At 40.1% G+C, this 20,675-nt stretch carries 19 protein-coding genes, 1 tRNA gene and 1 riboswitch; of the genes, 9 read left to right on the forward strand and 11 right to left on the reverse strand.

What is annotated here, in order from left to right; genetic code table 11:
- Nucleotides 1–4: 4 nt before the first annotated feature.
- Together VK159_RS23270 and ung are read right to left on the reverse strand one after the other, a co-directional pair.
- Nucleotides 5–748 carry a lysophospholipid acyltransferase family protein gene (locus VK159_RS23270; RefSeq protein WP_324232576.1) on the reverse strand — a complete coding sequence of 248 codons (744 nt, stop codon included), beginning with the start codon at nucleotides 746–748 and terminating at the stop codon, nucleotides 5–7.
- Nucleotides 745–1,422, reverse strand: a complete 678-nt coding sequence (ung, locus tag VK159_RS23275) for a uracil-DNA glycosylase (RefSeq protein ID WP_324232577.1) — start codon at nucleotides 1,420–1,422, stop codon at nucleotides 745–747. The genes VK159_RS23270 and ung overlap by 4 nt, the downstream gene beginning before the upstream one ends.
- 153 nt (nucleotides 1,423–1,575) lie before the next feature.
- On the opposite strand from ung, the gene VK159_RS23280 reads away from it, so the two are divergent.
- From VK159_RS23280 to VK159_RS23295, 4 genes are all read left to right on the forward strand, one after another.
- Nucleotides 1,576–1,649: transfer RNA gene (locus VK159_RS23280), tRNA-Arg, on the forward strand.
- 18 nt (nucleotides 1,650–1,667) lie between these two features.
- A complete protein-coding gene (locus tag VK159_RS23285) occupies nucleotides 1,668–1,940 on the forward strand; it encodes a GIY-YIG nuclease family protein (RefSeq protein WP_324232578.1) in 273 nt (90 codons plus the stop codon).
- A gap of 377 nt (nucleotides 1,941–2,317) precedes the next feature.
- Nucleotides 2,318–2,740, forward strand: a complete 423-nt coding sequence (locus VK159_RS23290; protein WP_324232579.1) for a hypothetical protein — start codon at nucleotides 2,318–2,320, stop codon at nucleotides 2,738–2,740.
- A 262-nt stretch (nucleotides 2,741–3,002) separates the two neighbouring features.
- Complete coding sequence (locus VK159_RS23295) at nucleotides 3,003–3,377, forward strand: hypothetical protein (RefSeq protein ID WP_324232580.1); 375 nt, start codon at nucleotides 3,003–3,005, stop codon at nucleotides 3,375–3,377.
- A gap of 73 nt (nucleotides 3,378–3,450) precedes the next feature.
- Here VK159_RS23295 and VK159_RS23300 read toward each other — a convergent pair whose 3' ends face one another.
- Nucleotides 3,451–3,843: a hypothetical protein gene (locus tag VK159_RS23300; RefSeq protein ID WP_324232581.1), complete on the reverse strand. Its 393-nt coding sequence runs from the start codon at nucleotides 3,841–3,843 to the stop codon at nucleotides 3,451–3,453.
- 95 nt (nucleotides 3,844–3,938) lie between these two features.
- A complete protein-coding gene (locus VK159_RS23305) occupies nucleotides 3,939–5,918 on the reverse strand; it encodes an ABC-F family ATP-binding cassette domain-containing protein (RefSeq protein ID WP_324232582.1) in 1,980 nt (659 codons plus the stop codon).
- 180 nt (nucleotides 5,919–6,098) lie between these two features.
- On the opposite strand from VK159_RS23305, the gene VK159_RS23310 reads away from it, so the two are divergent.
- The 3 genes from VK159_RS23310 (at nucleotide 6,099) to VK159_RS23320 (ending at nucleotide 9,951) form a co-directional block, all read left to right on the forward strand.
- Nucleotides 6,099–6,677 carry a DUF3347 domain-containing protein gene (locus VK159_RS23310; protein ID WP_324232583.1) on the forward strand — a complete coding sequence of 193 codons (579 nt, stop codon included), beginning with the start codon at nucleotides 6,099–6,101 and terminating at the stop codon, nucleotides 6,675–6,677.
- A gap of 229 nt (nucleotides 6,678–6,906) precedes the next feature.
- Nucleotides 6,907–9,270 carry a TonB-dependent receptor gene (locus VK159_RS23315; protein ID WP_324232584.1) on the forward strand — a complete coding sequence of 788 codons (2,364 nt, stop codon included), beginning with the start codon at nucleotides 6,907–6,909 and terminating at the stop codon, nucleotides 9,268–9,270.
- Between the two features lie 288 nt (nucleotides 9,271–9,558).
- Nucleotides 9,559–9,951, forward strand: coding sequence for a GreA/GreB family elongation factor (locus VK159_RS23320; protein WP_324232585.1), 393 nt, complete (start codon nucleotides 9,559–9,561; stop codon nucleotides 9,949–9,951).
- Nucleotides 9,952–10,072: 121 nt separating this feature from the next.
- On the opposite strand, the gene VK159_RS23325 is transcribed toward VK159_RS23320, so the two are convergent.
- The 5 genes from VK159_RS23325 to VK159_RS23345 all read right to left on the reverse strand — a co-directional run bounded on the left by VK159_RS23325 (nucleotide 10,073) and on the right by VK159_RS23345 (nucleotide 16,689).
- Complete coding sequence (locus tag VK159_RS23325) at nucleotides 10,073–10,732, reverse strand: hypothetical protein (RefSeq protein ID WP_324232586.1); 660 nt, start codon at nucleotides 10,730–10,732, stop codon at nucleotides 10,073–10,075.
- 107 nt (nucleotides 10,733–10,839) lie between these two features.
- Complete coding sequence (locus VK159_RS23330) at nucleotides 10,840–11,328, reverse strand: hypothetical protein (protein ID WP_324232587.1); 489 nt, start codon at nucleotides 11,326–11,328, stop codon at nucleotides 10,840–10,842.
- A gap of 134 nt (nucleotides 11,329–11,462) precedes the next feature.
- Nucleotides 11,463–13,859 (reverse strand): ribonucleoside-diphosphate reductase subunit alpha, encoded by a 2,397-nt coding sequence (locus VK159_RS23335; protein WP_324232588.1) that lies wholly within the window; start codon nucleotides 13,857–13,859, stop codon nucleotides 11,463–11,465.
- A gap of 97 nt (nucleotides 13,860–13,956) precedes the next feature.
- Entirely contained in the window at nucleotides 13,957–14,928 is a 972-nt protein-coding gene (locus VK159_RS23340) for a ribonucleoside-diphosphate reductase small subunit (RefSeq protein WP_324232589.1), read from the reverse strand.
- Nucleotides 14,929–15,041: 113 nt separating this feature from the next.
- Nucleotides 15,042–15,311: riboswitch (cobalamin riboswitch) on the reverse strand.
- Nucleotides 15,312–15,423: 112 nt separating this feature from the next.
- Complete coding sequence (locus VK159_RS23345; RefSeq protein WP_324232590.1) at nucleotides 15,424–16,689, reverse strand: divalent metal cation transporter; 1,266 nt, start codon at nucleotides 16,687–16,689, stop codon at nucleotides 15,424–15,426.
- A 148-nt stretch (nucleotides 16,690–16,837) separates the two neighbouring features.
- Between VK159_RS23345 and eat the strand changes: the two genes are divergently transcribed.
- Nucleotides 16,838–18,139: an ethanolamine permease gene (eat, locus tag VK159_RS23350; RefSeq protein WP_324232591.1), complete on the forward strand. Its 1,302-nt coding sequence runs from the start codon at nucleotides 16,838–16,840 to the stop codon at nucleotides 18,137–18,139.
- A 6-nt stretch (nucleotides 18,140–18,145) separates the two neighbouring features.
- Here eat and VK159_RS23355 read toward each other — a convergent pair whose 3' ends face one another.
- Nucleotides 18,146–19,243: a D-TA family PLP-dependent enzyme gene (locus VK159_RS23355; protein WP_324232592.1), complete on the reverse strand. Its 1,098-nt coding sequence runs from the start codon at nucleotides 19,241–19,243 to the stop codon at nucleotides 18,146–18,148.
- Between the two features lie 169 nt (nucleotides 19,244–19,412).
- Between VK159_RS23355 and VK159_RS23360 the strand changes: the two genes are divergently transcribed.
- On the forward strand, nucleotides 19,413–19,877 hold the full coding sequence (locus VK159_RS23360; RefSeq protein WP_324232593.1) for a hypothetical protein: 465 nt from the start codon (nucleotides 19,413–19,415) through the stop codon (nucleotides 19,875–19,877).
- Between the two features lie 237 nt (nucleotides 19,878–20,114).
- Here the strand turns inward: VK159_RS23360 and VK159_RS23365 are convergent, their stop codons facing one another.
- Nucleotides 20,115–20,567, reverse strand: a complete 453-nt coding sequence (locus tag VK159_RS23365) for an Hsp20/alpha crystallin family protein (protein WP_324232594.1) — start codon at nucleotides 20,565–20,567, stop codon at nucleotides 20,115–20,117.
- Nucleotides 20,568–20,675: the final 108 nt, after the last annotated feature.

Below are 20,675 nucleotides of genomic sequence, written 5' to 3' on the forward strand. Positions count from 1 at the left end.
TTCGTTATTTTCTTGATTCAATATAATTCCACATTAATTCAAACACATTGTCACGAAGTTGTTTTACATCTTCTTTACCAAGCTCACTTGTTGGTATAGGATCGAGAAAATGCATTTCAATTTTTGAAGGCCAGAAGTAGAAGCCTTTGTGTTGGGGTAATACTTTTTTTGTATTGAATAATACAGCAGGTACAATGGCTTTTTTTGTTTCAATGGCTAAACGGAAAGCTCCATCTTTAAAGTCTTTTAACGGCTGATTGGTTTTGTTTCTTGTTCCTTCCGGATAAATGCACATATGCAAACCCATATCCAGCACACGTCGCATGTAAGCATAACTTTTCAACCTGCTTTCTTCACTCTTGCGATCAACCAACACACTTCCTCTGCGATAGATGATTCCAAACAAAGGGATCTTTGCCATTTCAATTTTTGCAATTGTTTTATTGGCGCCGGGTATGCCCGGCGATGTAACAGGCACATCCATAAAAGAATTGTGATTGCACACCACAACATAGTTCTCGCCCTTCTTAAACTTTTCTTTTCCCTTTATCACTAAACGAATACCGGCTAATGGTAACCATACTCCCATCCAAATTCTTGACATGGCAATAAACCAGCGTGTGCGTTTTGGTTCAGGCAACAATCCCATTGCCCAGGTAGGTATTAAAATAATCAGCATGGTAGCAATGAATGTAATCATTGCCCACACAGCGAATATGCGTCCGAGTATGTTTTTTAAAATGTTCATGGCAGTTTCCAATCAATAGGTTCAAGTCCTTCCTGCAATAACAATTCGTTTGTTTTGGAAAAATGTTTGCAGCCAAAGAAACCTTTGTCGGCACTGAAAGGCGAGGGGTGTGCTGCTTTTAATACATGATGTTTGGTTTCGTCAATAAGACTTTGCTTTTCCTGTGCAAATTTTCCCCACAGCAAAAACACAACTCCTTTTTTATGATCTGAAATAGCTTTGATAACAGCATTGGTGAAATTATCCCAACCAATTTTCGAATGACTGGCAGGTTCGTTTGCCCTGACCGTTAGAAAAGCATTGAGCAATAATACACCCTGTTGTGCCCATTTCGTGAGATTGCCATGCTTGGCCGACATACCAACGCCCATGTCTTTTTCTATTTCCTTGTAGATATTAATAAGTGAGGGCGGAGGGTTAATTCCATCCTGTACCGAAAAGCAAAGTCCATGTGCCTGGCCTAGCCCATGATAAGGGTCCTGGCCAATGATCACCACCTTTACATTGTTGAAAGGAGTTTGTGTAAAGGCATTAAAAATGAGGGAGCCGGGCGGGTAAATAGTCTTGCCCTGTATCTTTTCGGTTTTAAGAAAGGCAACGATCTGTTGGAAATAAGCTTTGCTGAACTCCTGTTTCAGCTCCTGTTTCCAACTATCTTCTATCTGAACATCCATGCACAATACGTTTGGATGCAATGGTACAAAAAATTACCTTTGCTGCCTCTTATTCAAAAGCTGGTCTGGTAGCTCAGCTGGATAGAGCATGCCGATTTCTAAATCGGGAGGGTCAAAGGTTCAAAGACGCTACTACATATTAATTAAACAGCTGGTCCGGTAGCTCAGCTGGATAGAGCATCAGCCTTCTAAGCTGAGGGTCATTGGTTCGAATCCAATCCGGATCACAAAATCATCAAATCCCGTTGAACGACGGGATTTTTTTATGCCATCACATTGTTACATACTTTTTTAGTGTAAAACTTAATAAATACTATGTGGGTTCTACATCTGATTTGGAAAGACGTTTGAATGATCACAACAGAGGTAAAGAGAAATTTACCAGTACAGGTATGCCGTGGGAATTGCTGTATGCGGAGCCTTTTGAAGAACTGGCCATGGCCAGAAGAAGAGAGTTGGAAATTAAAAGGAAGAAAAGCCGAAAGTATATTGAATTGCTCATAAGCTCAGCTGGATAGAGCATCCCGATTTCTAATCGGGAGGGCATTGCAACGAATCCAATCCGGATCACAAAAACATCAAATCCCGTTGAACGACGGGATTTTTTTATGCCGTCACACTGTCTCATATCATGAGGCTTTTTCTTGTCGCATAAATTCTACAACCAGTTTCTTAAATTAACCTCTATATTTATGGCTGAAAGATTGCTGGCTAACTTCTTAAAACCCCTCCGTACCAATTTCCTCCGATAAACATCCGCTACCCGGTTTCTCACCGAACAACCTTTTCATTTAGTTGTAATAATTCATTACACGTATATCCAATTCTACTGAAGACCCGTAAGCAAACCTTTGAAAGGCCGTCATCCCAATTGCTTATATAAAAGAGAAAATGAATGAAAAAGGTTTTAGGTCTTTGCGTGTTTATGCTGAGTTTTACTGCAGTCCGTTCACAGGTTTTTTTACAAGCCGGGGGAGGTGTTACAACAAACGGTAACGCCGGTGCTGATCTGCAGGTAGGTTATTCATTAAAGAAAAAAACAACCATCGGTATTGGCTATTTTGCATTGATCGATAATGCACAGCCCTTATTAATGAATGTTCAGGTGGGTTATAAATTATCAAAGTCGGTTCGAATGTATGGCGGATATGTGCGCAAACAGGTATCGAGCAGCCACAAATCCCTCAACACAAATTCCTGGATCGGGGGTATCGAATACAATACCAAGCGCTTCAAAAAAGGAAATTTTTACTATTCAGCAAACTATATACCCAATTATTTCTTTGCCTGCGTGGGCATGAAGTTTAATTATAAATAAGGTAAAGCCTTGCCTGTATTGAGTTTCAGCAGATGATCTCAGCTGCCGTAGAAAAAAGACAGAAAATATTTTGCGAAAAACTTGCATATGTAAAAGAAGACAGTAATTTTACGGTCAGAATTGAATCCGGCCCTAACAAATTTTCTCCACCGATTTAATTCCCTTTTTAATATCTCATATCCGGAAGCCCCTTCCAAAATTCCTCTATTAACCAAATTGATTCCAGTCCTATACCCAAGGTTGTCTATTAATCAATTTGTATATGAAAACGAAATTTGTACCTGTAATTGCTGCCTTCATGCTTTTGTTGTGTGTAAACACAGCCACCTCCGGAACTGCTTTTTCCAAACAAGTTTGGCCGAAAGTTTATGATGTTCAGTTTGAACAGCAAGGATCTTCTATTGTGCTGCAATGGAAAGCAGACAACGAACCCAAAGACATTTATTACGAGATCGAAACCAGTGCTGATGGCAAAGCATTTAAAACATCTGCTATTGTATTAGGCGGTTTTGCTAATGATCAACACTACACGTACAAATACAAAGCAAAAAAAGCTTCTGCTGCAAAAACATTCTACCGCATTAAACAAATAAATAATGATGGCACTTACAGAATTGTAAGCGAGCAATCATTCTAAATATATTCAACGAACTGTTGGTTCTCTTATAGGTAAATACGCCGTCCTTATTCTTAAGGATGGCTTTTTTATTTTAGGAAGGATTATGCAATTGCTTTTTCCACAAAGCAAGAATAATTATTAAGGTAAATGAAGCGATTACATAAAACACCAGCCAGACATTACCTTTAAAAACTTTGTCCCAATCTCGATCATATTTCTCTTTAAGTGGAGCTAAATCACTTTTTTTGAAAAGAATCGTCATCACGAAATATATGGGCAGCATTGTCAAAAAAACTATTAACCTCTTAGCCAACTTATCAGTCGTGATGTCGGAAATGCTGTTGAGAAGAATGAGGATTTGCATTAGATGCATGAATCCTAATAATGTCATTGAACAAATGGCACTGAAATAGGGGATATTAGCTCTTGGCCCTTTTGAATAATAACGATGGAATAAATAGCCAATGAATTTTATTGTCTTCATTTTATTTCATTCTCGGGTTAGCGACTAGTAATTTGGTTACTTAACGCAAACAACAACGTTTGTTTATTGCAGATTGACAATTACCCACTCACAAATCATCCCGCCTTACTCTCCAACTCCATCACCTTCTCAAATGCCGCTTCATATTCTGCATTCAACTGTTTAAGATCGTTGCTCAGCTTTTGATAAGAAGTCTCCGTTTGTTTGAACTTGTCTTTATCAGAATACGTAGAAGGGTCGGATAGTTGTGCTTCCATTTTATTTTTTTCAATCGTAGTAGCATTGATCTTTTCTTCCAGTTGTTGCAAAATGCGCTGCTGCTTCTGTAATTCTTTCTTCGCTTCTTTATTGATCACCTGTTTGGTATCAGCAACAGGTGCCTGTTGTTGTACTACCGGTTTTTCCTCAACTGTTTTTTTTACTTCCGTTTTTTTTTCACTGGCAGCAAGCTCTTTACTATCGGCTGCTCTTTTCGCCATACGTTCTTTCCACTCTAAGTATTCGTTATACGTTCCTTTGAATTCCTTGATCTCTTCATCCACAATTTCCCAGATCTTATTGGCTGTTTGTGAAACAAAGAAACGATCGTGGCTCACCAAAATAATACTGCCCTGGTATTTGTTCAATGCTTCGATCAGTAATTCAACCGAATGCATGTCAAGATGGTTCGTCGGTTCATCGAGCATCAGGAAGTTGGCCTTGCTGATGATCGTTTTTGCCAACGCAATTCTTGCTTTTTCACCACCACTCAATACTTTGATTTTTTTATCTATATCATCGCCACCAAATAAAAAGCAACCAAGCAGGGTGCGTAATTCCTGGTCGGTTTTCTGAGTGCCGCAGGTTTTTAATTCATCAAGCAGTGTATGATTAAGACCTAATGATTCCAACTGATGCTGTGCATAAAAACTCTCATCAACGTTATGTCCCCATTTTCGTTCGCCTTCAAATGTTTCAACACCGGCAATAATGCGGAGCAGGGTAGATTTACCTTTACCATTCGCACCGATCAATGCAATTTTATCACCACGTTCAATTTCTGCACTTGCGTTCGTTACAATTTTGGTGGCGCCGTAATGTTTGCTTACATGTTTTAATTCGCACAATACTTTACCCGGCATTTTATCGATCGCAAAATTGATGCGGATATTCGGACGGTCATTCGTTGGCGCTTCAATCACATCCAGCTTTTCTAATTTCTTAATAGCAGTTTGTGCAGCAGCAGCTTTACTTGCTTTTGCACGGAAACGTTCAATAAAGCGTTCCTGCTGACGGATAAAGTCCTGCTGATTTTCAAACGCCTTCATCTGCAACTCCATCCTTATCTCTTTCTCCTGTTGGTAGAAAGAATAGTTGCCACCGTAAATATGCAAACCCTGTTGAAACACTTCCACAATCTTGGTGACCATACGATCAAGGAACCAACGGTCATGCGATACGATCACTACCGAACCTTGGTAATGCAACAGATATTTTTCCAACCATTCAATACTGGGAAGATCCAAGTGGTTCGTCGGTTCATCGAGCAACAACAGATCGGGTTGTTGCAAGATCATTTTCGCCAGCAGCACACGCATACGCCAACCACCACTGAATTCTTTATAAGGACGTTGCAGATCGGCATTGGCAAAACCAAGCCCCTGCAGAATTTCTTCTGTTTTGTGATGGATGTTGTAACCATCCAGCGTATCCATTTCGTGCAGCTTATCACTGTAAAGATGGAGCAGTGCTTCATCTTCATGATTCTTTTCTAACTGGATGCCCAGCTCTTCAATTTCTTTTTCGAGTAACAGTACTTTTTCAAATGCGCCCAACGCCACCTGTAGAATCGATTCACTGGTATCAAAACTAAGCAGATCCTGGTGCAGGTAACCAATGCTGGTATTGCGGCTGCGGATCACCTCACCTTTGGAAGGTTGGTATTCGCCCACCAAGAGTTTCAACAGGGTCGATTTCCCCGTACCATTATACCCGATCAAACCAATGCGCTCATTGGGATGAATATGCCAGGTAGAATCTTCTATAATAGCTCTTGCACCAAACTCAAACGTTACATTCTGAAAACCAGCTAACATAATTCTTTCTTAAAAATGAGCCGCAAAGATAAGGTTTAAGTGCGGGGTGAGAGGTAAGAAGTAGGAGGTAAGAGGTACGAAGTACGAATGAGAACCTGCCGGATGAGTCCTGTGAGGTTTACAGCGCTGGAATCTGTCCCGGCAAACCCCGTAGGTCTTATCTTTGCCAAAATTTTTTTTATGAAGAAGACTTTGCTTATCCTCTCCGTAATTTTTTTAGCGGTAGCCTGTAAAAACAAAGAAGACAAAACAGAAGAAACAACAACGACTGAACCGAAAGCTGCAGCCGGTTATGCATACAGCGAAACATTCAACCAATCGATGAACAATGTGTTGAATGCGTATTACAGCCTGAAAGATGCGTTTGTTGCGAGCGATACAGTGAAAGTGAATGCAGCAGGTGCAGCCTTGAAAACCCTGCTCGACAGTTTGAAGCTGGATGAAGTACAGAAATTTGATACGCTTGGTTTCTCCAGCATCAATGGCCGTGCAGGTGATGTTGCAGCAGAGATCAGCGGAATGTTGGGTGAAAAAGAACTGGAGAAAAAACGTGAATCATTTGAAATGGTATCAAATGCATTTTATGATATGGTGCGTGTGATCAAACCTTCAGGTGCTACCATCTATTACCAATATTGCCCGATGGCCTTTGATAATAAAGGTGCTTATTGGCTCAGCAATGCTGATAGTATTATGAATCCTTACTTCGGCAAAAAAATGTTGACTTGCGGTGAAGTGAAGGAGACGTTGAAATACTGAGATGAGTAATGAGTGATGAATGATGAGTGGGTAGCCGGTAGTAATTAGCCGGTAGTTAGTAGTTTTTAGTTCAACCAATTTCAAAATATCAGACTGTCTATCCCCTCCCTGGAGGGGCGGCAGTCTCTTACATATGTGAATGATTGAAAGGGGTGGGTCCACAATCATTCAAACAATTGCTGCCGATCACTTGTAATAAAGGATACTTCTAAAAACTGGAAATTTCCGAATGCACTATTTAAAACACGTAACCGGGTTACTTATTTCTTTCCTGCTTCTTCAATCGTTGAATGCACAGGAGAAATTCACAATCAGCGGATATGTAAAAGACAGCACCAGTAACGAAACCATCATTGGCGCTACTGTAAGCGTGAAAGGCCGTACAAAAGGCATCAGCTCCAATCAATACGGATTTTATTCTATCACACTTGAGAAAGGCAGTTACACACTTGCCGTATCTCATGTTGGGTTTGTGGCTAAAGAAATTGAGCTTGATCTGAAGAGTAATACTCAACTCAATTTCGATCTTGCTCCACGTATTTCCATTGCACAGGAAGTAATCATCTATTCCAAAAAACGTGATCTCAATGTGAAGTCTGCACAGATGGGGAAGTTTGAACTGAGCATGAACCAGATCCGTTCTGTGCCTGCATTGGCAGGTGAAGTTGATCCCATTAAAGTATTGCAACTGTTGCCGGGTGTACGTAATGCAGGCGAAGGTAACAGTGGTTTGTATGTGCGTGGTGGTGGCCCCGATCAGAATTTGATTTTACTGGATGATGCAGTGGTGTATAATCCGGGTCACCTGTTTGGTTTCTTTTCGGTATTTAACAGCGATGCGTTGAAGAATGTGAGTCTGATTAAAGGCGGTATGCCTGCTAATTACGGCGGCCGTATCAGCAGTGTGGTTGATATTGCGATGAAAGAAGGGAACAACAAAAAGTTCCAGGTGGAAGGTGGTATTGGTACTATTTCTTCACGTGTATCCATTCAAGGTCCTGTTGTAAAAGAGAAAGCATCCTTCATTGTATCAGCACGACGTACGTATGTAGATATTCTCGCAAAGCCTTTCATTAAAAAAGAAAGTGCGTTTTACGGCAGCGGTTATTATTTCTACGATCTCAATACAAAATTCAACTATAAATTTTCTGAGAAAGATCGCTTGTATGCAAGTGGTTACTTCGGAAGAGATGTATTTACATTCAACAATAAAGAACGCAGCTTTGGCGCACGTATTCCCTGGGGTAATTCAACAGGAACAGTGCGTTGGAATCATGTGTTCAACAGTAAACTCTTTGCCAACACCTCATTGGTGTGGAACGATTACCGGTTTGCGTTTGGTGGCACTCAAAGTGATTTCGAGATCAATCTCAATTCTGCTATACGTGATGTTAGTGCCAAGATCGATTTTGATTATTATCCTGTAAGCGGGCATCAGTTGAAGTATGGCATTAACTATACGTATCATAAATTCAATCCGCAAACTGCCAGTGGTAAAAGTGGTGATATCACGTTTGAACCACAAGCCGTGAACAACAAGTTTGCACATGAAATGGCTGCGTACATCATGGATGATTGGGAAGTGAATGATGCGTTGAAAATTAATTACGGCATCCGTTACACCAGCTTTCAGCAGGTAGGCCCATACAAACTGTTTGTCAAGGACCCCGATGGTAATAAACTCGACAGCACTGTGTATGGCCGTAACGACAACATAAAAACCTATGGTGGATTTGAACCACGTGTTACGTTTCGTTATGCATTAGATGATGAAACATCGTTGAAGGCTGCTGTAACACGTAACCTGCAGTTCATTCATTTGGTGAGTAACTCCGGTACAACATTGCCAACAGATATATGGGTGCCGAGTACGTACAGAGTAAAACCACAGATCGGCTGGCAATATGCAGCAGGTTTCTTTAAGAACTTTAAAGACAATATGTGGGAGACATCAGTTGAAGTGTATTACAAAAGCATGCAGAACCAGATCGAATACAAAGAAGGGTATACACCGGGTATTGGTGATCCCGAAGAAAGTTTTGTGTTCGGTAAAGGATGGAGTTATGGCGCTGAGTTCTATGTAAACAAAGCAAGGGGTAAGTTCACGGGTTGGATCGGTTATACTTTATCTTGGACATGGCGAAGGTTTCCTCAGTTGAATGATGGTGATAAATATCCCGGCCGGTACGATCGCAGGCATGATCTGAGCGTTGTGACCAACTACCAGCAAAACAAAAAATGGAAATACTCAGCAGTGTTTGTATTCGGCACCGGTAATGCATTCACACTGCCTGAACGTTTCTTTTTAGTGGATGGTGTACTAACGCAGCAGTACAGCCGCATTAATCAATACCGTTTGCCTTCTTATCATCGCCTGGATATGTCGGCTACTTTTACACCACAACCGAAGAGAGAACGCAAGTTGAAAATGGAGTGGGTGTTCAGCGTGTACAATGCATACAGCCGTCAAAATCCATACTTCATTTACTACGATCAAAAAGGAAACCCCTTGCAGGGAACATTGGAAGTGGAAGCAAGACAGGTGTCGTTGTTCCCTGTAATACCAAGTGTTACGTTGAATTTTAAATTGTAACCTTTAGTACTAAAAAAACAGAAACACTGATAAACACAGATTATAGCTGATTGAATCGGATCTGATCAGTGTTGATTCGCATTTATCTGCGTAATCTGCGACTCTCTCAAACTTAGTAAGCTCTTACAACCCTTCACAAGTTGATAACACTTAGAGCAAGTTCTTTCGGTTAGCTTTGCCGTTTATGCATTACTGCAATAGATACATGTTCATCTTTCTCCCGTTTAGCCCTGTTGGTAGTTAACCGATAGGGAGGTTTTTATTTTTTCATTTTTAAATACAGCAATTATGAACAACGAATTGAACCCTGTGGTTCTTTGCGAAGAAGATTTTTCTAAGCTGAAACAACTCGTATCAATGCCCGGTTCTGTTAAACAGGATGAAATGAGTCTTGCCCATGAAATTGCAAGGGCTATCATCGTGAAGAATGAATCGTTTCCACCGAATACCATCCGTATCGGATCGAAAGTAAGTATAGAAGATGCAGAAACAAAAAAGATTCATGAGTTTACCATTGTACTGCCTTCGGCTGCTGATATTAAACGAAAGTTTGTATCTGTTCTTTCGCCGATAGCCGCTGCTATTATTGGTTTTCGGCAGGGCGAAGAAGTGGTTTGGAAAATGCCATCGGGTTTAAAGCGCATACTGATAAAAGAAGTACAAACACCTTTGCCTGTGTAAGCAGGCGGGTGTTCAATAAGCGTCAAACGCCCTTGTGTGATGCAACAACAGCGAGCGGATTGCAATGATGTTCTTTGATAAGTTGTTGAGCTTGTGAAGAGCAGAGTGGACAGAAGGGGTTTTAAAAGTACATTTTGAATTTATATCTTCTTGAATTACCGGGAATTGACAGAAGCATTATATAGTAGTTTTCTTTCTTTTCAAGAATTCTATAATGATACTTGTCGCCAGCATTACTAAGGTTTTTTCTTGTAAAATTTGTGCTTTCAATAAATGTTAACTCAAAATCATAGTCATTTGTTCTTACTAATGATAATCTTGAAATCGTTCCATCTTTAAAATGATCTGTCCAGCTGTTTTTCGTCATTAAAACATGAGTAGTGTCGCCAGTGGGTTCTAAATACATGAATTTTTGAGTTTTGAAAAAAGCTGAGCATTCGTTTTGTGTTGCAAGAGATTGTAGTAACGTATCAACAGCGCTAAAATCGCCCTTATTAATATCTTGTTGTTCAAGAGCTATCTTGAATTCATTACAGGAAAGTTGTAATCTAAAAAAGCATTTACTGAAAATGCTATCCAATTCCTGCTCAGTAAGTTTCGATGCATAAGATGTCAAGTGTTTACTAAACATATTCATAACTCTTAATGAATCGTTATCAAGTTTTTCTGTTTTGAATGTGGTACACATTTTTTCTGTAAGAGAGTCAATGTTAATCATAACTTGGGATTGACTTCTTAAACTGAAAACAAACAATGCTGAAATAATGATGAAAATTCTCATAGAATGTTGCTTATAAAAAATCTAATTTATGACTTTAATTGATACCCCTTCTTTGTAGGCGATTATCTGAAAAGAGCTCGACGTGATTACTTCATTTCTTTTCCATTTTACGGCGAGTCGGTTTCGCCAGAGTTGCCTGCGAGAGAATTATTTCTTAATGCAGCTAGTATATCGCCATTATTTGTTTCTATGTCAAAGAGGTCAACATAATATTTTTTGTTCCTTGATTTTCTTTTAATGACAAGAAAATTTGTAGCTCCATTCCTGAACTGCTCAACTTTTGCATTGTAACTCTGAATATCGTTCCAGTCTATTTGTTCTAAACCAGAGAACGGGAAGCGAGATTTTCTCATTGAAACTCCTTTGCTATCAATAATGATCATCTGTTTTTTATCAAGGAATTTTAAAAAGGATAACAAAAAACCAATCAATAAGATTGAAATTGGAATTAGAGAAAATGGGTTAATTAACTTCTCCAAAGGGAATTTTACGAAAAAATGTAATAGGCCAAAAATTAATATAATTCCGAGCAATCCAATAGAATAAACTGAAAACATATTGCCTCTTCTGATACCAATGATTGTTTGCTTTTGCATATGCTTTATTCTAAAAAATGGCCCATAACGAATAAATATACACAGCTTTTTTTTATAATTTTCAGCACTACACTTACAACAAAAAAAACCCTTGCTTCATCAACAAGGGGATTTCTAATTTGCTTCTTTATCATTTACGAACCACAACTGATACAGCCATCTTCCATGCTGCAGGTTGGGCCATCTACTTGTGTAGGTTCAATGTCGGTTGTGGTTTGTGCGTTGTTTGTTTTTTCAGTTGAAGGAATCACCGGGCTGATATCAGCGCTCGCCTGTTTCTCTACCGTAAACTGCACCGCTTGCGTTGCCGCTTGTGTACGCAAGTAATACATACCGGTCTTCAAACCTTTCTTCCATGCGTGGAAATGCATTGAAGTAAGTTTAGAAGCAGTCGGATTATCTACAAACAGGTTCAACGATTGCGACTGACAGATATACGCTCCACGATCGGCAGCCATATCAATGATGTTCCGTTGCTTGATCTCCCAAACTGTTTTGTATAGTTCTTTCACATCAGCAGGTATCTCATCAATGTTCTGGATAGAACCATTGGCAGCAATGATCTTATTTTTCATGCTGTTGTTCCATAAACCAAGATTCACCAGGTCTTTCAGCAAATGTTTGTTCACAATAATAAACTCACCACTTAATACACGGCGTGTATAAATGTTGGACGTATATGGTTCAAAACATTCGTTGTTACCAAAGATCTGCGAAGTAGAAGCAGTCGGCATTGGCGCAACCAACAACGAGTTACGTACACCGTATTGTTTTACTTCTTCTTTCAGTGTGGCCCAATCCCAACGATCGGTTGGAGTAACACCCCACATATCGAACTGGAAAATTCCTTTTGAAACCGGTGAACCTGCAAAGGTTTCATACGCACCTTGTTCTTTTGCCAGGTCTTTACTTGCAGTCATGGCCGCAAAGTAGATGGTTTCAAAAATGTTTTTGTTCAGCATTTTTGCGAGGTCGCTTTCAAACGGCAAACGCAATAAGATGAACACATCTGCCAAACCCTGTACACCTAATCCAACCGGACGGTGTTTCATGTTCGATGTTCTTGCTTCTTCAACAGGATAATAGTTGTTATCAATAATCTTGTTGAGGTTCTTGGTTACCTGGTAGGTTACCTCGTATAATTTCTCATGATCAAACTTTCCGTCAATCACAAAACGGGGGAGTGCCAATGATGCAAGGTTACACACAGCTACTTCATCAGGACTTGTGTATTCCATGATCTCTGTACACAGGTTCGAACTCTTGATGGTACCGAGGTTCTGCTGATTTGATTTGCTGTTGGCCGCATCTTTATACAACATGTACGGTGTACCTGTTTCAATTTGCGATTGCAGTATAGCAAACCAAAGGTCTTGTGCCTTGATGGTTTTTCTTGCTCTTCCTTCTGCTTCGTATCTGGTATAAAGCTGTTCAAATTCTTCGCCCCAGCAATCACTTAAGCCCGGTGCTTCGTTTGGACAGAACAAACTCCATTCGCCATTTGCTTCTACACGTTTCATAAACAGATCGCATACCCACAATGCAAAGAAGAGATCTCTTGCACGCATTTCTTCTTTACCGTGGTTCTTACGCAGATCAAGGAATTCAAATACATCCGCATGCCATGGTTCGAGATAAATAGCAAACGCACCTTTACGTTTACCACCGCCCTGATCAACATAACGGGCAGTGTCATTAAATACCTTCAGCATGGGGATGATACCGTTGCTGGTACCATTGGTGCCGCCGATATAACTACCTGTTGCACGGATGTTGTGAATCGCCAAACCAATCCCACCTGCACTCTGCGAAATTTTCGCCGTTTGCTTGAGCGTATCATAAATACCATCAATGCTGTCTTCCTTCATGGTTAAAAGAAAACATGAACTCATTTGTGGTTTGGGTGTACCTGCGTTGAACAGAGTAGGAGTGGCATGCGTCATCCAACGTTCACTCATTAAGTGATACGTTTTAATTACGCTGTCGATATCGTTTTTATGAATACCCACTGCCACACGCATGTACATGTGTTGAGGACGTTCAGCAATTTTTCCATCGATCTTTAAGAGATACGATTTTTCCAGTGTTTTAAAACCGAAATAATCAAACGCAAAATCCCTGTCGTAAATGATGGTGCTGTCTAACAGCTCCGCATTGTCTTCAATGATCTTCATTACATCATCAGCAATCAACGGTAATTTTTTACCGGTTGCTTTATCAACATAGTTGTAAAGGTTTCGCATGGTTTGCGAAAAACTCTTGATGGTGTTCTTATGCAGGTTGCTCACGGCAATGCGTGATGCAAGAATTGCATAATCAGGATGGGTAATGGTGAGTGAAGCTGCAGTTTCTGCTGCAAGGTTATCGAGGTCGGTTGTAGCCACACCTTCGTAAATACCTTCAATTGTTTTCTTGGCAACATCAATAGGGTTCACCATCGGACTGAGGCTGTAACTCAACTTTTCAATCCTTGCTGTAACCTTATCGAATTTTACCGATTCTGTTTTGCCGTTCCGTTTAACTACAAACATAATGGGGTGTAAGTTTTATAATGAATGATGTCTGATTTCTGACGTATGATGTCTGATGTATTTAAAATCCGACATCAGCCATCGAACATCCGACATCTTAAAAGTCCTCTTCCGTTGAAAACACCTGCGATTCTTTATTGCCCATCACACCGGCTTTCTGGTAATCGCCCACACGCTTCTCAAAGAAATTTGTTTTGCCTTGCAGGGAGATCATTTCCATAAAGTCGAATGGATTGGTGGCGTTGTACACTTTAGCACAACCTAATTCTGCCAGCCAACGGTCAGCAACAAACTCAATGTATTGCTGCATCAGTTTTGCATTCATGCCAATCAATGCAACAGGCAATGCTTCAGTGATGAATTCTTTTTCAATTTCCACTGCATCAGTGATGATTGCTTTTACTTCTGCTTCGCTGAGTTTGTTTTGCAACATGCTATAGAGTAAGCAGGCAAATTCGCAATGCAAACCTTCATCACGACTGATCAACTCATTGCTGAATGTTAAACCCGGCATCAAACCACGTTTCTTCATCCAGAAAATAGAACAGAAACTGCCGCTGAAGAAAATACCTTCCACTGCTGCAAATGCAACGAGGCGTTCAGCAAAGCTTCCGTTCTCGATCCAACGCAAGGCCCATTCTGCTTTTTTCTTAACAGCAGGAACGGTATCGATGGCATGAAAGAGTTTATGTTTTTCCTGCGGGTCTTTTATGTACGTATCAATCAGCAGTGCATAGGTTTCGCTGTGGATGTTTTCCATCATGATCTGGAAACCATAAAAACATCTTGCTTCAGGTAATTGCACTTCGCTCATAAAATTCACAGCCAGGTTTTCGTTTACGATACCATCGCTTGCTGCAAAAAAGGCGAGTACATGCGAAATGAAATGACGTTCGCCACTGTTGAGATTTTCCCAATCTTTCAGATCACCGCTCAGGTCAATTTCTTCAGCCGTCCAGAAACTGGCTTCGTGCTGCTTATAATGTTTCCATATTTCAGGATAGTTGATGGGTAGAATAACAAAACGGTCTTTGTTTTCCTTCAAAAGGAGTTCTTCTTCTTGTTTCATATATGCTTCTTTTACGTGTTAACTTTTGGAGACAAGTATAGTGCTGAAAGCGTGAGCCACTTTAGGGGTGACGATAACGATCAGTACAAATGCTTTTCTCCCGAAAGCGTTGTGACTAAAATTTCCAACCGGCAGGTCTTCTGACTTGTTCGCTGCTGAGTACCTTCCCATCCCGCTTGAAGCGGAACAGTGGTGTGTAGAATCAACAGAATGAGTGATGAATGATGAGCAATGAGTGGTTGCCGGGGCTTTACTCATTATTCATTACTGATTACTCATCTAAAGAACTTACAGCTACGGGGATAGTTCAGGATTTACACCTGATTCCCTTTTAATGCAATGCGCTGAAAAGCGTATTGTCAACCGAGACGGACTGTAAAATAAACCCGAATCGCCGGAACGGAGAGAAGTTGTTATACACCTGATGTTGAAAAAAAATAAAAATAAAAATTGGGTTGAAACAGGTTGGCCGAAGAGGAGCGACAGTGCCTCGTTTCAGACAAATTGCAGGTATAATAAAACGCCGGCACTGATGGTCATGATAGCCAAAGCAATAAAACCAACTATATTTTCTGTGCGGTTGTTAACATTATCGCCCATAATTACTTTGTTGTTGGAAATATGCAGAATAATGGCAATCAGGACAGGCGCTGTAATGCCGTAGAGGATGGCTGTATATATTAATGCTTTGATGGGCGATATACCAATGTAATTAAGTGATAAGCCGAGAATGAGTGAAATAGCAATGATGATGTAAAAAGCTTTTGCTTCGTGAAACTTTTTATCAAGCCCTTCTTCCCATCCAAATGTTTCGGTAATGATGTAAGAGATAGAGCCACTCAATACCGGAATAGCAATCAGCCCCGTGCCAATAACACCAATGGAGAAAAGCAGGTAGGCTAAATCTCCGGCCAAAGGTTTTAATGCACTGGCCGCTTGTTCAACCGTATCGATCTGGTGAATACCTTCTTTAAACAAAACTGTACCTGTAGTAAGAATAATAAAGTACATCACAAGTCCGGAGAAGGTCATGCCAAGGTCTACATCTTTATTCATAGTATGTACCATTTTTTTATCAATCACCAAGCGTTTTTTCTTGTGTTTCATTTCTTCCACTTCAACAGAAGCCTGCCAAAAAAACAAATAGGGTGAAATGGTGGTGCCGAGTATACCTACAAGAATGGCAATAAAATCTTTATCGAATTTGATGGTAGGAATAAATGTTGCTTTTAAAATTTCCCCGAAGTCCTGTTTGTATAAAAAAGGAACAATAAAATACACAAGCATTACAATGCATAAGTATTTTAAGGCAGCAGCAATTTTTTGATAGGGCAGGTAAATAATTAATCCCAACAGGATAACAGTAAACACAACACTGAAATAAGTAGCATCAATACTTGGGAACAAAAGATTGCCAACGGCACCCATGCCGGCAATGTCAGCACCAATGTTCATGACAATTGCCGGAAAGCTGAACAGCAACATGATATACAATACCGGCCTGGGATAATGTTTCTTTAGTGTGCCTGTTAAGCCTTGTGATGTTACCAAACCAATGCGTGCACACATTTGCTGAATAATAGCCATTAGTGGAAAGGCAACAATGGACGTCCAAAGTGTAGCTAAACCATAAGCAGCACCCGCCTGCGAATAGGTTGCAATGCCCGAAGGATCATCATCACTTGCGCCTGTTACTAAACCAGGGCCAAGTTTTTTCCAGAACCTTAGCAGCTTTTGCGAAAAACTTTTTTTATGATACATGAAATAAACAATTGTAGATAAACAAGTAAAAGATACGATAAGAACAGACGCACATCACTGATTATGCTCACACAACAAATTGTTCTTCGTTACTATTCTGCAATGAACGATAAGAAAAGTTATTTTTGAAAATACTGTTATAGAAACTATGGTAACAAAACAACCCGGTTTAAAGAAAGCGCTTTCGGCAGTTCATTTATGGGCCATTGCTGTTGGATTGGTTATTTCAGGCGAATACTTTGGCTGGAACTATGGATGGGGTGTTGCAGGCACCATGGGTATGCTCATTGCCACACTTGCAGTAACCGTGTTATATATCACGTTTATCTTCAGCTTTACGGAACTGACCACTTCAATCCCTAATGCGGGTGGTCCGTTTACATATGCACACAGAGCACTTGGTCCGCTTGGTGGTTTGATTGCCGGCTATGCCACGCTGATTGAATTTTTATTTGCCACCCCGGCTATTGCCTATGCACTGGGCAGCTATATTCATTTTTTAGTTCCATCCATGAATGTGATGTACACCGCTATTGGTTGTTATGTGCTGTTTACAGCAATCAATATGCTGGGCATAAAAGAATCGGCATTGTTTACATTGCTGGTAACCTTGCTTGCAGTGATTGAACTGTTGGTTTTTATGGGAATAGTAGCTCCGCATTTTCAGTTAAAGAATTTTATGCACGATAGTTTGCCTTTTGGCTGGAAAGGCGTGTTTGCAGCCTTGCCGTTTGCTATCTGGTTGTATTTAGCTATTGAAGGAGTATCGATGGTGGCAGAAGAAACAAAGGATCCCAAACGGACTATTCCTAAAGGATATGTTGCAGGTATTTCAACATTGGTGTTGCTGGCATTAGGTGTAATGATACTCACAGGTGGACTTACTGATTGGAAAAAGTTAACCACAATCGATTATTTGTTGCCTGAAGCGGTTGGTATTGCATTGGGAAAAGAGAACCAGTTTACAAAACTGTTTGCCGGTATCGGTTTGTTTGGATTGATCGCATCATTTCATAGTATCATTCTCACTTATTCCAGGCAGTTGTTTTCGTTGGCAAGGGAAAACTATCTGCCTTTGGCTTTAGCAAAACTGCATCCACGTTTTCAAACGCCGCACAGGGCATTGATCGTTGGTGGCATCATCGGTATCATTGCCATCGTATCAGGTAAGACAAATGAGCTGATCATCTTTTCTGTGCTCGGCGCAATTGTGATGTATATCACCAGCATGATTAGTTTATTTGTGCTGCGGAAAAAAGAACCAGCACTTGAGCGGCCATTCAAAGCACCGCTTTATCCATACTTTCCAATTATTGCGTTGCTGCTGGCTGCAGTTTGTCTGCTGTCCATCATATACTATAATCCGTTTTTGAGTGCGCTTTTCTTTGCTATTCTCTTATTGCTGATCATACTGTTTGTAATTTCCGGTAAGCATAAAAAAGGGAATTGATGCCGGTTATATATTTATTGCACGGTCTCTTGCGACTATCTTCCATGTTGTAACTGCTTCATTATTTTCAACAACAACTGCTTTTTCATACAACGCAACTGTAGGACAAATATGAACAGGCACACCATACAACACATCACCCACCTCGAATGCTGAACTGTCTGGAACTTTCAACACCAGGTGTTCTTCACTTTGTGAAAAGGGTGTTGCATCTGCTGCATTCAAAAAATGAACACGTGGAAATGGATTTTCTGCAGCAACTGATTTATGTCCCAGATCAGTGGTGATGGTTTGCTCATCAACAACGGAGATCACTCTTGTAAGAACGAGTGCTGCATAATCAAACGGTTCATCAGGCACCTGGTGTTTGTAACCCCAGTCCCAATAAACAAATGTGCCGGGGCTGCATTCAATGTTTCGCTTGATATGCGTAGGAAAACTTGGTGAGCCACCTGCAACAATCGTTATTGATTTGCTGATAAGTTTTTCAATATGTGTTGCCAAAGCAAGCACTTCACTAAATGCTGCATCACTTTTTTGCTGACGTTGTTCAAGATCAGTATCTCTCAAATGCCCATCGTATGCATGCAGGCCTTCGAACTGAATGCCGGGTAGTGAAATCAATTGTTCAGCCAATGCAAATGCGTTTGATGGTTTAATACCGCTTCTGTTCATACCGGTGTTGAGATCAATAAACACATTGATGGTTTCGTTAGCAGAAGAAAATAATGCTGATAATGCTTTTGCTGTAGCTGCATTGTCTGTAACACAACCGAATGTTGTTCTTGGATATTGCTGTACCAGCGATAATAACCGTTTTGCTTTTGGTCCAACAGGTTGGTAAGCCAGCAACACATCATTTGCGTTTAACATGGCCAGAATCTCTGCTTCGGCAATGGTAGCACATTTGAATTTTGTAATTCCTGCTTCCATCATCATGGCACATACTTCAGATGTTTTGTTCGTCTTCACATGCGGACGAAGCAGGTTGATATCCCCGATCATCTTTACCGCATAGTTGATGTTTTGTTGCACACGTTCTTTATAGACGAGCAATGCAGGCGAATCAATGCTGTCGATATTTTTTATGTTATACCAATTCATGAATGTTGAATTTAGATAAAGCTACTTTATCGAAGTAACTCATCCAAATAAGTCAGTTTCAGCATTACATCAAGCAACAAAGCCCATTGGTCAAACTAATTAGCAGAACCCTCAACGCTTTCACAACTTTACACTGTTTATTTATTACATCATTTTTAAATTAATAGTTATGAAAGCGAAACAGTTATTCGTTATGGTACTCCTGGTTGCGGCCAGCTCTTTTATTTATTCGTTCGTTACACCAATGGGTGGGGAGGGGTTCGAAATTTACATTGATAATAAACTGGTGCTGCAGCAGTTTAACCAGGAGATGAAACAGTTGAAGAATATCCAGCTCACAGGAGCACACAGCAAAAGTGAACTGAAGGTGAAATATTATCATTGCGGCATGGCCGGTAAAAGCCGCATACTGGAACTGAAGAATTCAGATCAAAAAACAGTAAAGCGTTGGGAGTTTGATAACAGCGAGGGAAAAAACTTTGCCATCACTGTGGCGGTAAAAGAAATACTTGACTCCCAGGATAAACGGGGTAACGGCAACGTCTATCTTTATTACAGTTCAAAAGAAGCACCACAGGGTCGCTTACTGGCAGGTATTGTGCATGCGAATAAAAATTCGGTTACAGTTAAGTAATGTGCAATTAAAATTTAAGCGAAATAAAAAGCGGTCAACATAAAGAAGACCGCTTTTTGTTTTTGAGCTTACCAGAGGAACAACACAAATACCTATCACAGTCTGCTGACTTCAAACCTGGTTAACGCCAAACTATAGAATCGACGTAAAAGATTTACATGCTTAAATTTCAGAATATCGAAGTACCGCCTCCAAAAAATGAGGGAGCCTTCGTTTTAATAAATGCAAAACAAACAATCAGGAGATTTGAATCAGCCTTGGTGGTTTTTGTTTTGCTTCCTCTTTTTTAGGGATCAAAAGATGCAGCAACCCATTTTCATATTTCGCTTCAATCTTATCAATATCCACTACATCTTTTTGTAGAGTAAACGTCCGTTGAAAAGATTGATAGCTAAATTCACGACGGAAATATTTACCATCTTCTCTTTCCTCGTTTTGATTACTTTTTTGAGAACTGATGGTCAAAGAATTTCCGTCAAGTTCAATTTTGAAATCTGTTTTAGCCATTCCGGGTGCAGCAACCTCAACTTCATAATGTTCGGCTGTTTCTTTAATGTTCACTGCGGGAATTGTCGTATTGGTGTTTGAAAAATTGGAGCTGTTCCAATTAAACAAATCCCGGTTAAAGAAATCATCAAAAAGCATGGGAAATGGATTTAATAAATTCCCATTTCTTTTTACGAGTGTCATACGTACCTCCTTTTTAATGGTTATAAAATAAATTTCAGGTAGTATTCATCAACCCGTATGCCATTGAAATTTTCAAACCTGTAAAAAGAAAATTTGTCTTTTCCTGAC

Source organism: Lacibacter sp. (assembly GCF_035299325.1).
In the GTDB taxonomy this organism is placed as follows: domain Bacteria; phylum Bacteroidota; class Bacteroidia; order Chitinophagales; family Chitinophagaceae; genus Lacibacter.

Excerpts from the sequence above, each read along its gene's own strand:
- VK159_RS23270 (WP_324232576.1), bottom strand. The coding sequence starts at position 748 with ATGAACATTTTAAAAAACATACTCGGACGCATATTCGCTGTGTGGGCA.
- ung (WP_324232577.1), bottom strand. The coding sequence starts at position 1,422 with ATGGATGTTCAGATAGAAGATAGTTGGAAACAGGAGCTGAAACAGGAG.
- VK159_RS23290 (WP_324232579.1), top strand. The coding sequence starts at position 2,318 with ATGAAAAAGGTTTTAGGTCTTTGCGTGTTTATGCTGAGTTTTACTGCA.
- VK159_RS23295 (WP_324232580.1), top strand. The coding sequence starts at position 3,003 with ATGAAAACGAAATTTGTACCTGTAATTGCTGCCTTCATGCTTTTGTTG.
- VK159_RS23300 (WP_324232581.1), bottom strand. The coding sequence starts at position 3,843 with ATGAAGACAATAAAATTCATTGGCTATTTATTCCATCGTTATTATTCA.
- VK159_RS23305 (WP_324232582.1), bottom strand. The coding sequence starts at position 5,918 with ATGTTAGCTGGTTTTCAGAATGTAACGTTTGAGTTTGGTGCAAGAGCT.
- VK159_RS23310 (WP_324232583.1), top strand. The coding sequence starts at position 6,099 with ATGAAGAAGACTTTGCTTATCCTCTCCGTAATTTTTTTAGCGGTAGCC.
- VK159_RS23315 (WP_324232584.1), top strand. The coding sequence starts at position 6,907 with ATGCACTATTTAAAACACGTAACCGGGTTACTTATTTCTTTCCTGCTT.
- VK159_RS23320 (WP_324232585.1), top strand. The coding sequence starts at position 9,559 with ATGAACAACGAATTGAACCCTGTGGTTCTTTGCGAAGAAGATTTTTCT.
- VK159_RS23325 (WP_324232586.1), bottom strand. The coding sequence starts at position 10,732 with ATGAGAATTTTCATCATTATTTCAGCATTGTTTGTTTTCAGTTTAAGA.
- VK159_RS23330 (WP_324232587.1), bottom strand. The coding sequence starts at position 11,328 with ATGCAAAAGCAAACAATCATTGGTATCAGAAGAGGCAATATGTTTTCA.
- VK159_RS23335 (WP_324232588.1), bottom strand. The coding sequence starts at position 13,859 with ATGTTTGTAGTTAAACGGAACGGCAAAACAGAATCGGTAAAATTCGAT.
- VK159_RS23340 (WP_324232589.1), bottom strand. The coding sequence starts at position 14,928 with ATGAAACAAGAAGAAGAACTCCTTTTGAAGGAAAACAAAGACCGTTTT.
- VK159_RS23345 (WP_324232590.1), bottom strand. The coding sequence starts at position 16,689 with ATGTATCATAAAAAAAGTTTTTCGCAAAAGCTGCTAAGGTTCTGGAAA.
- eat (WP_324232591.1), top strand. The coding sequence starts at position 16,838 with ATGGTAACAAAACAACCCGGTTTAAAGAAAGCGCTTTCGGCAGTTCAT.
- VK159_RS23355 (WP_324232592.1), bottom strand. The coding sequence starts at position 19,243 with ATGAATTGGTATAACATAAAAAATATCGACAGCATTGATTCGCCTGCA.
- VK159_RS23360 (WP_324232593.1), top strand. The coding sequence starts at position 19,413 with ATGAAAGCGAAACAGTTATTCGTTATGGTACTCCTGGTTGCGGCCAGC.
- VK159_RS23365 (WP_324232594.1), bottom strand. The coding sequence starts at position 20,567 with ATGACACTCGTAAAAAGAAATGGGAATTTATTAAATCCATTTCCCATG.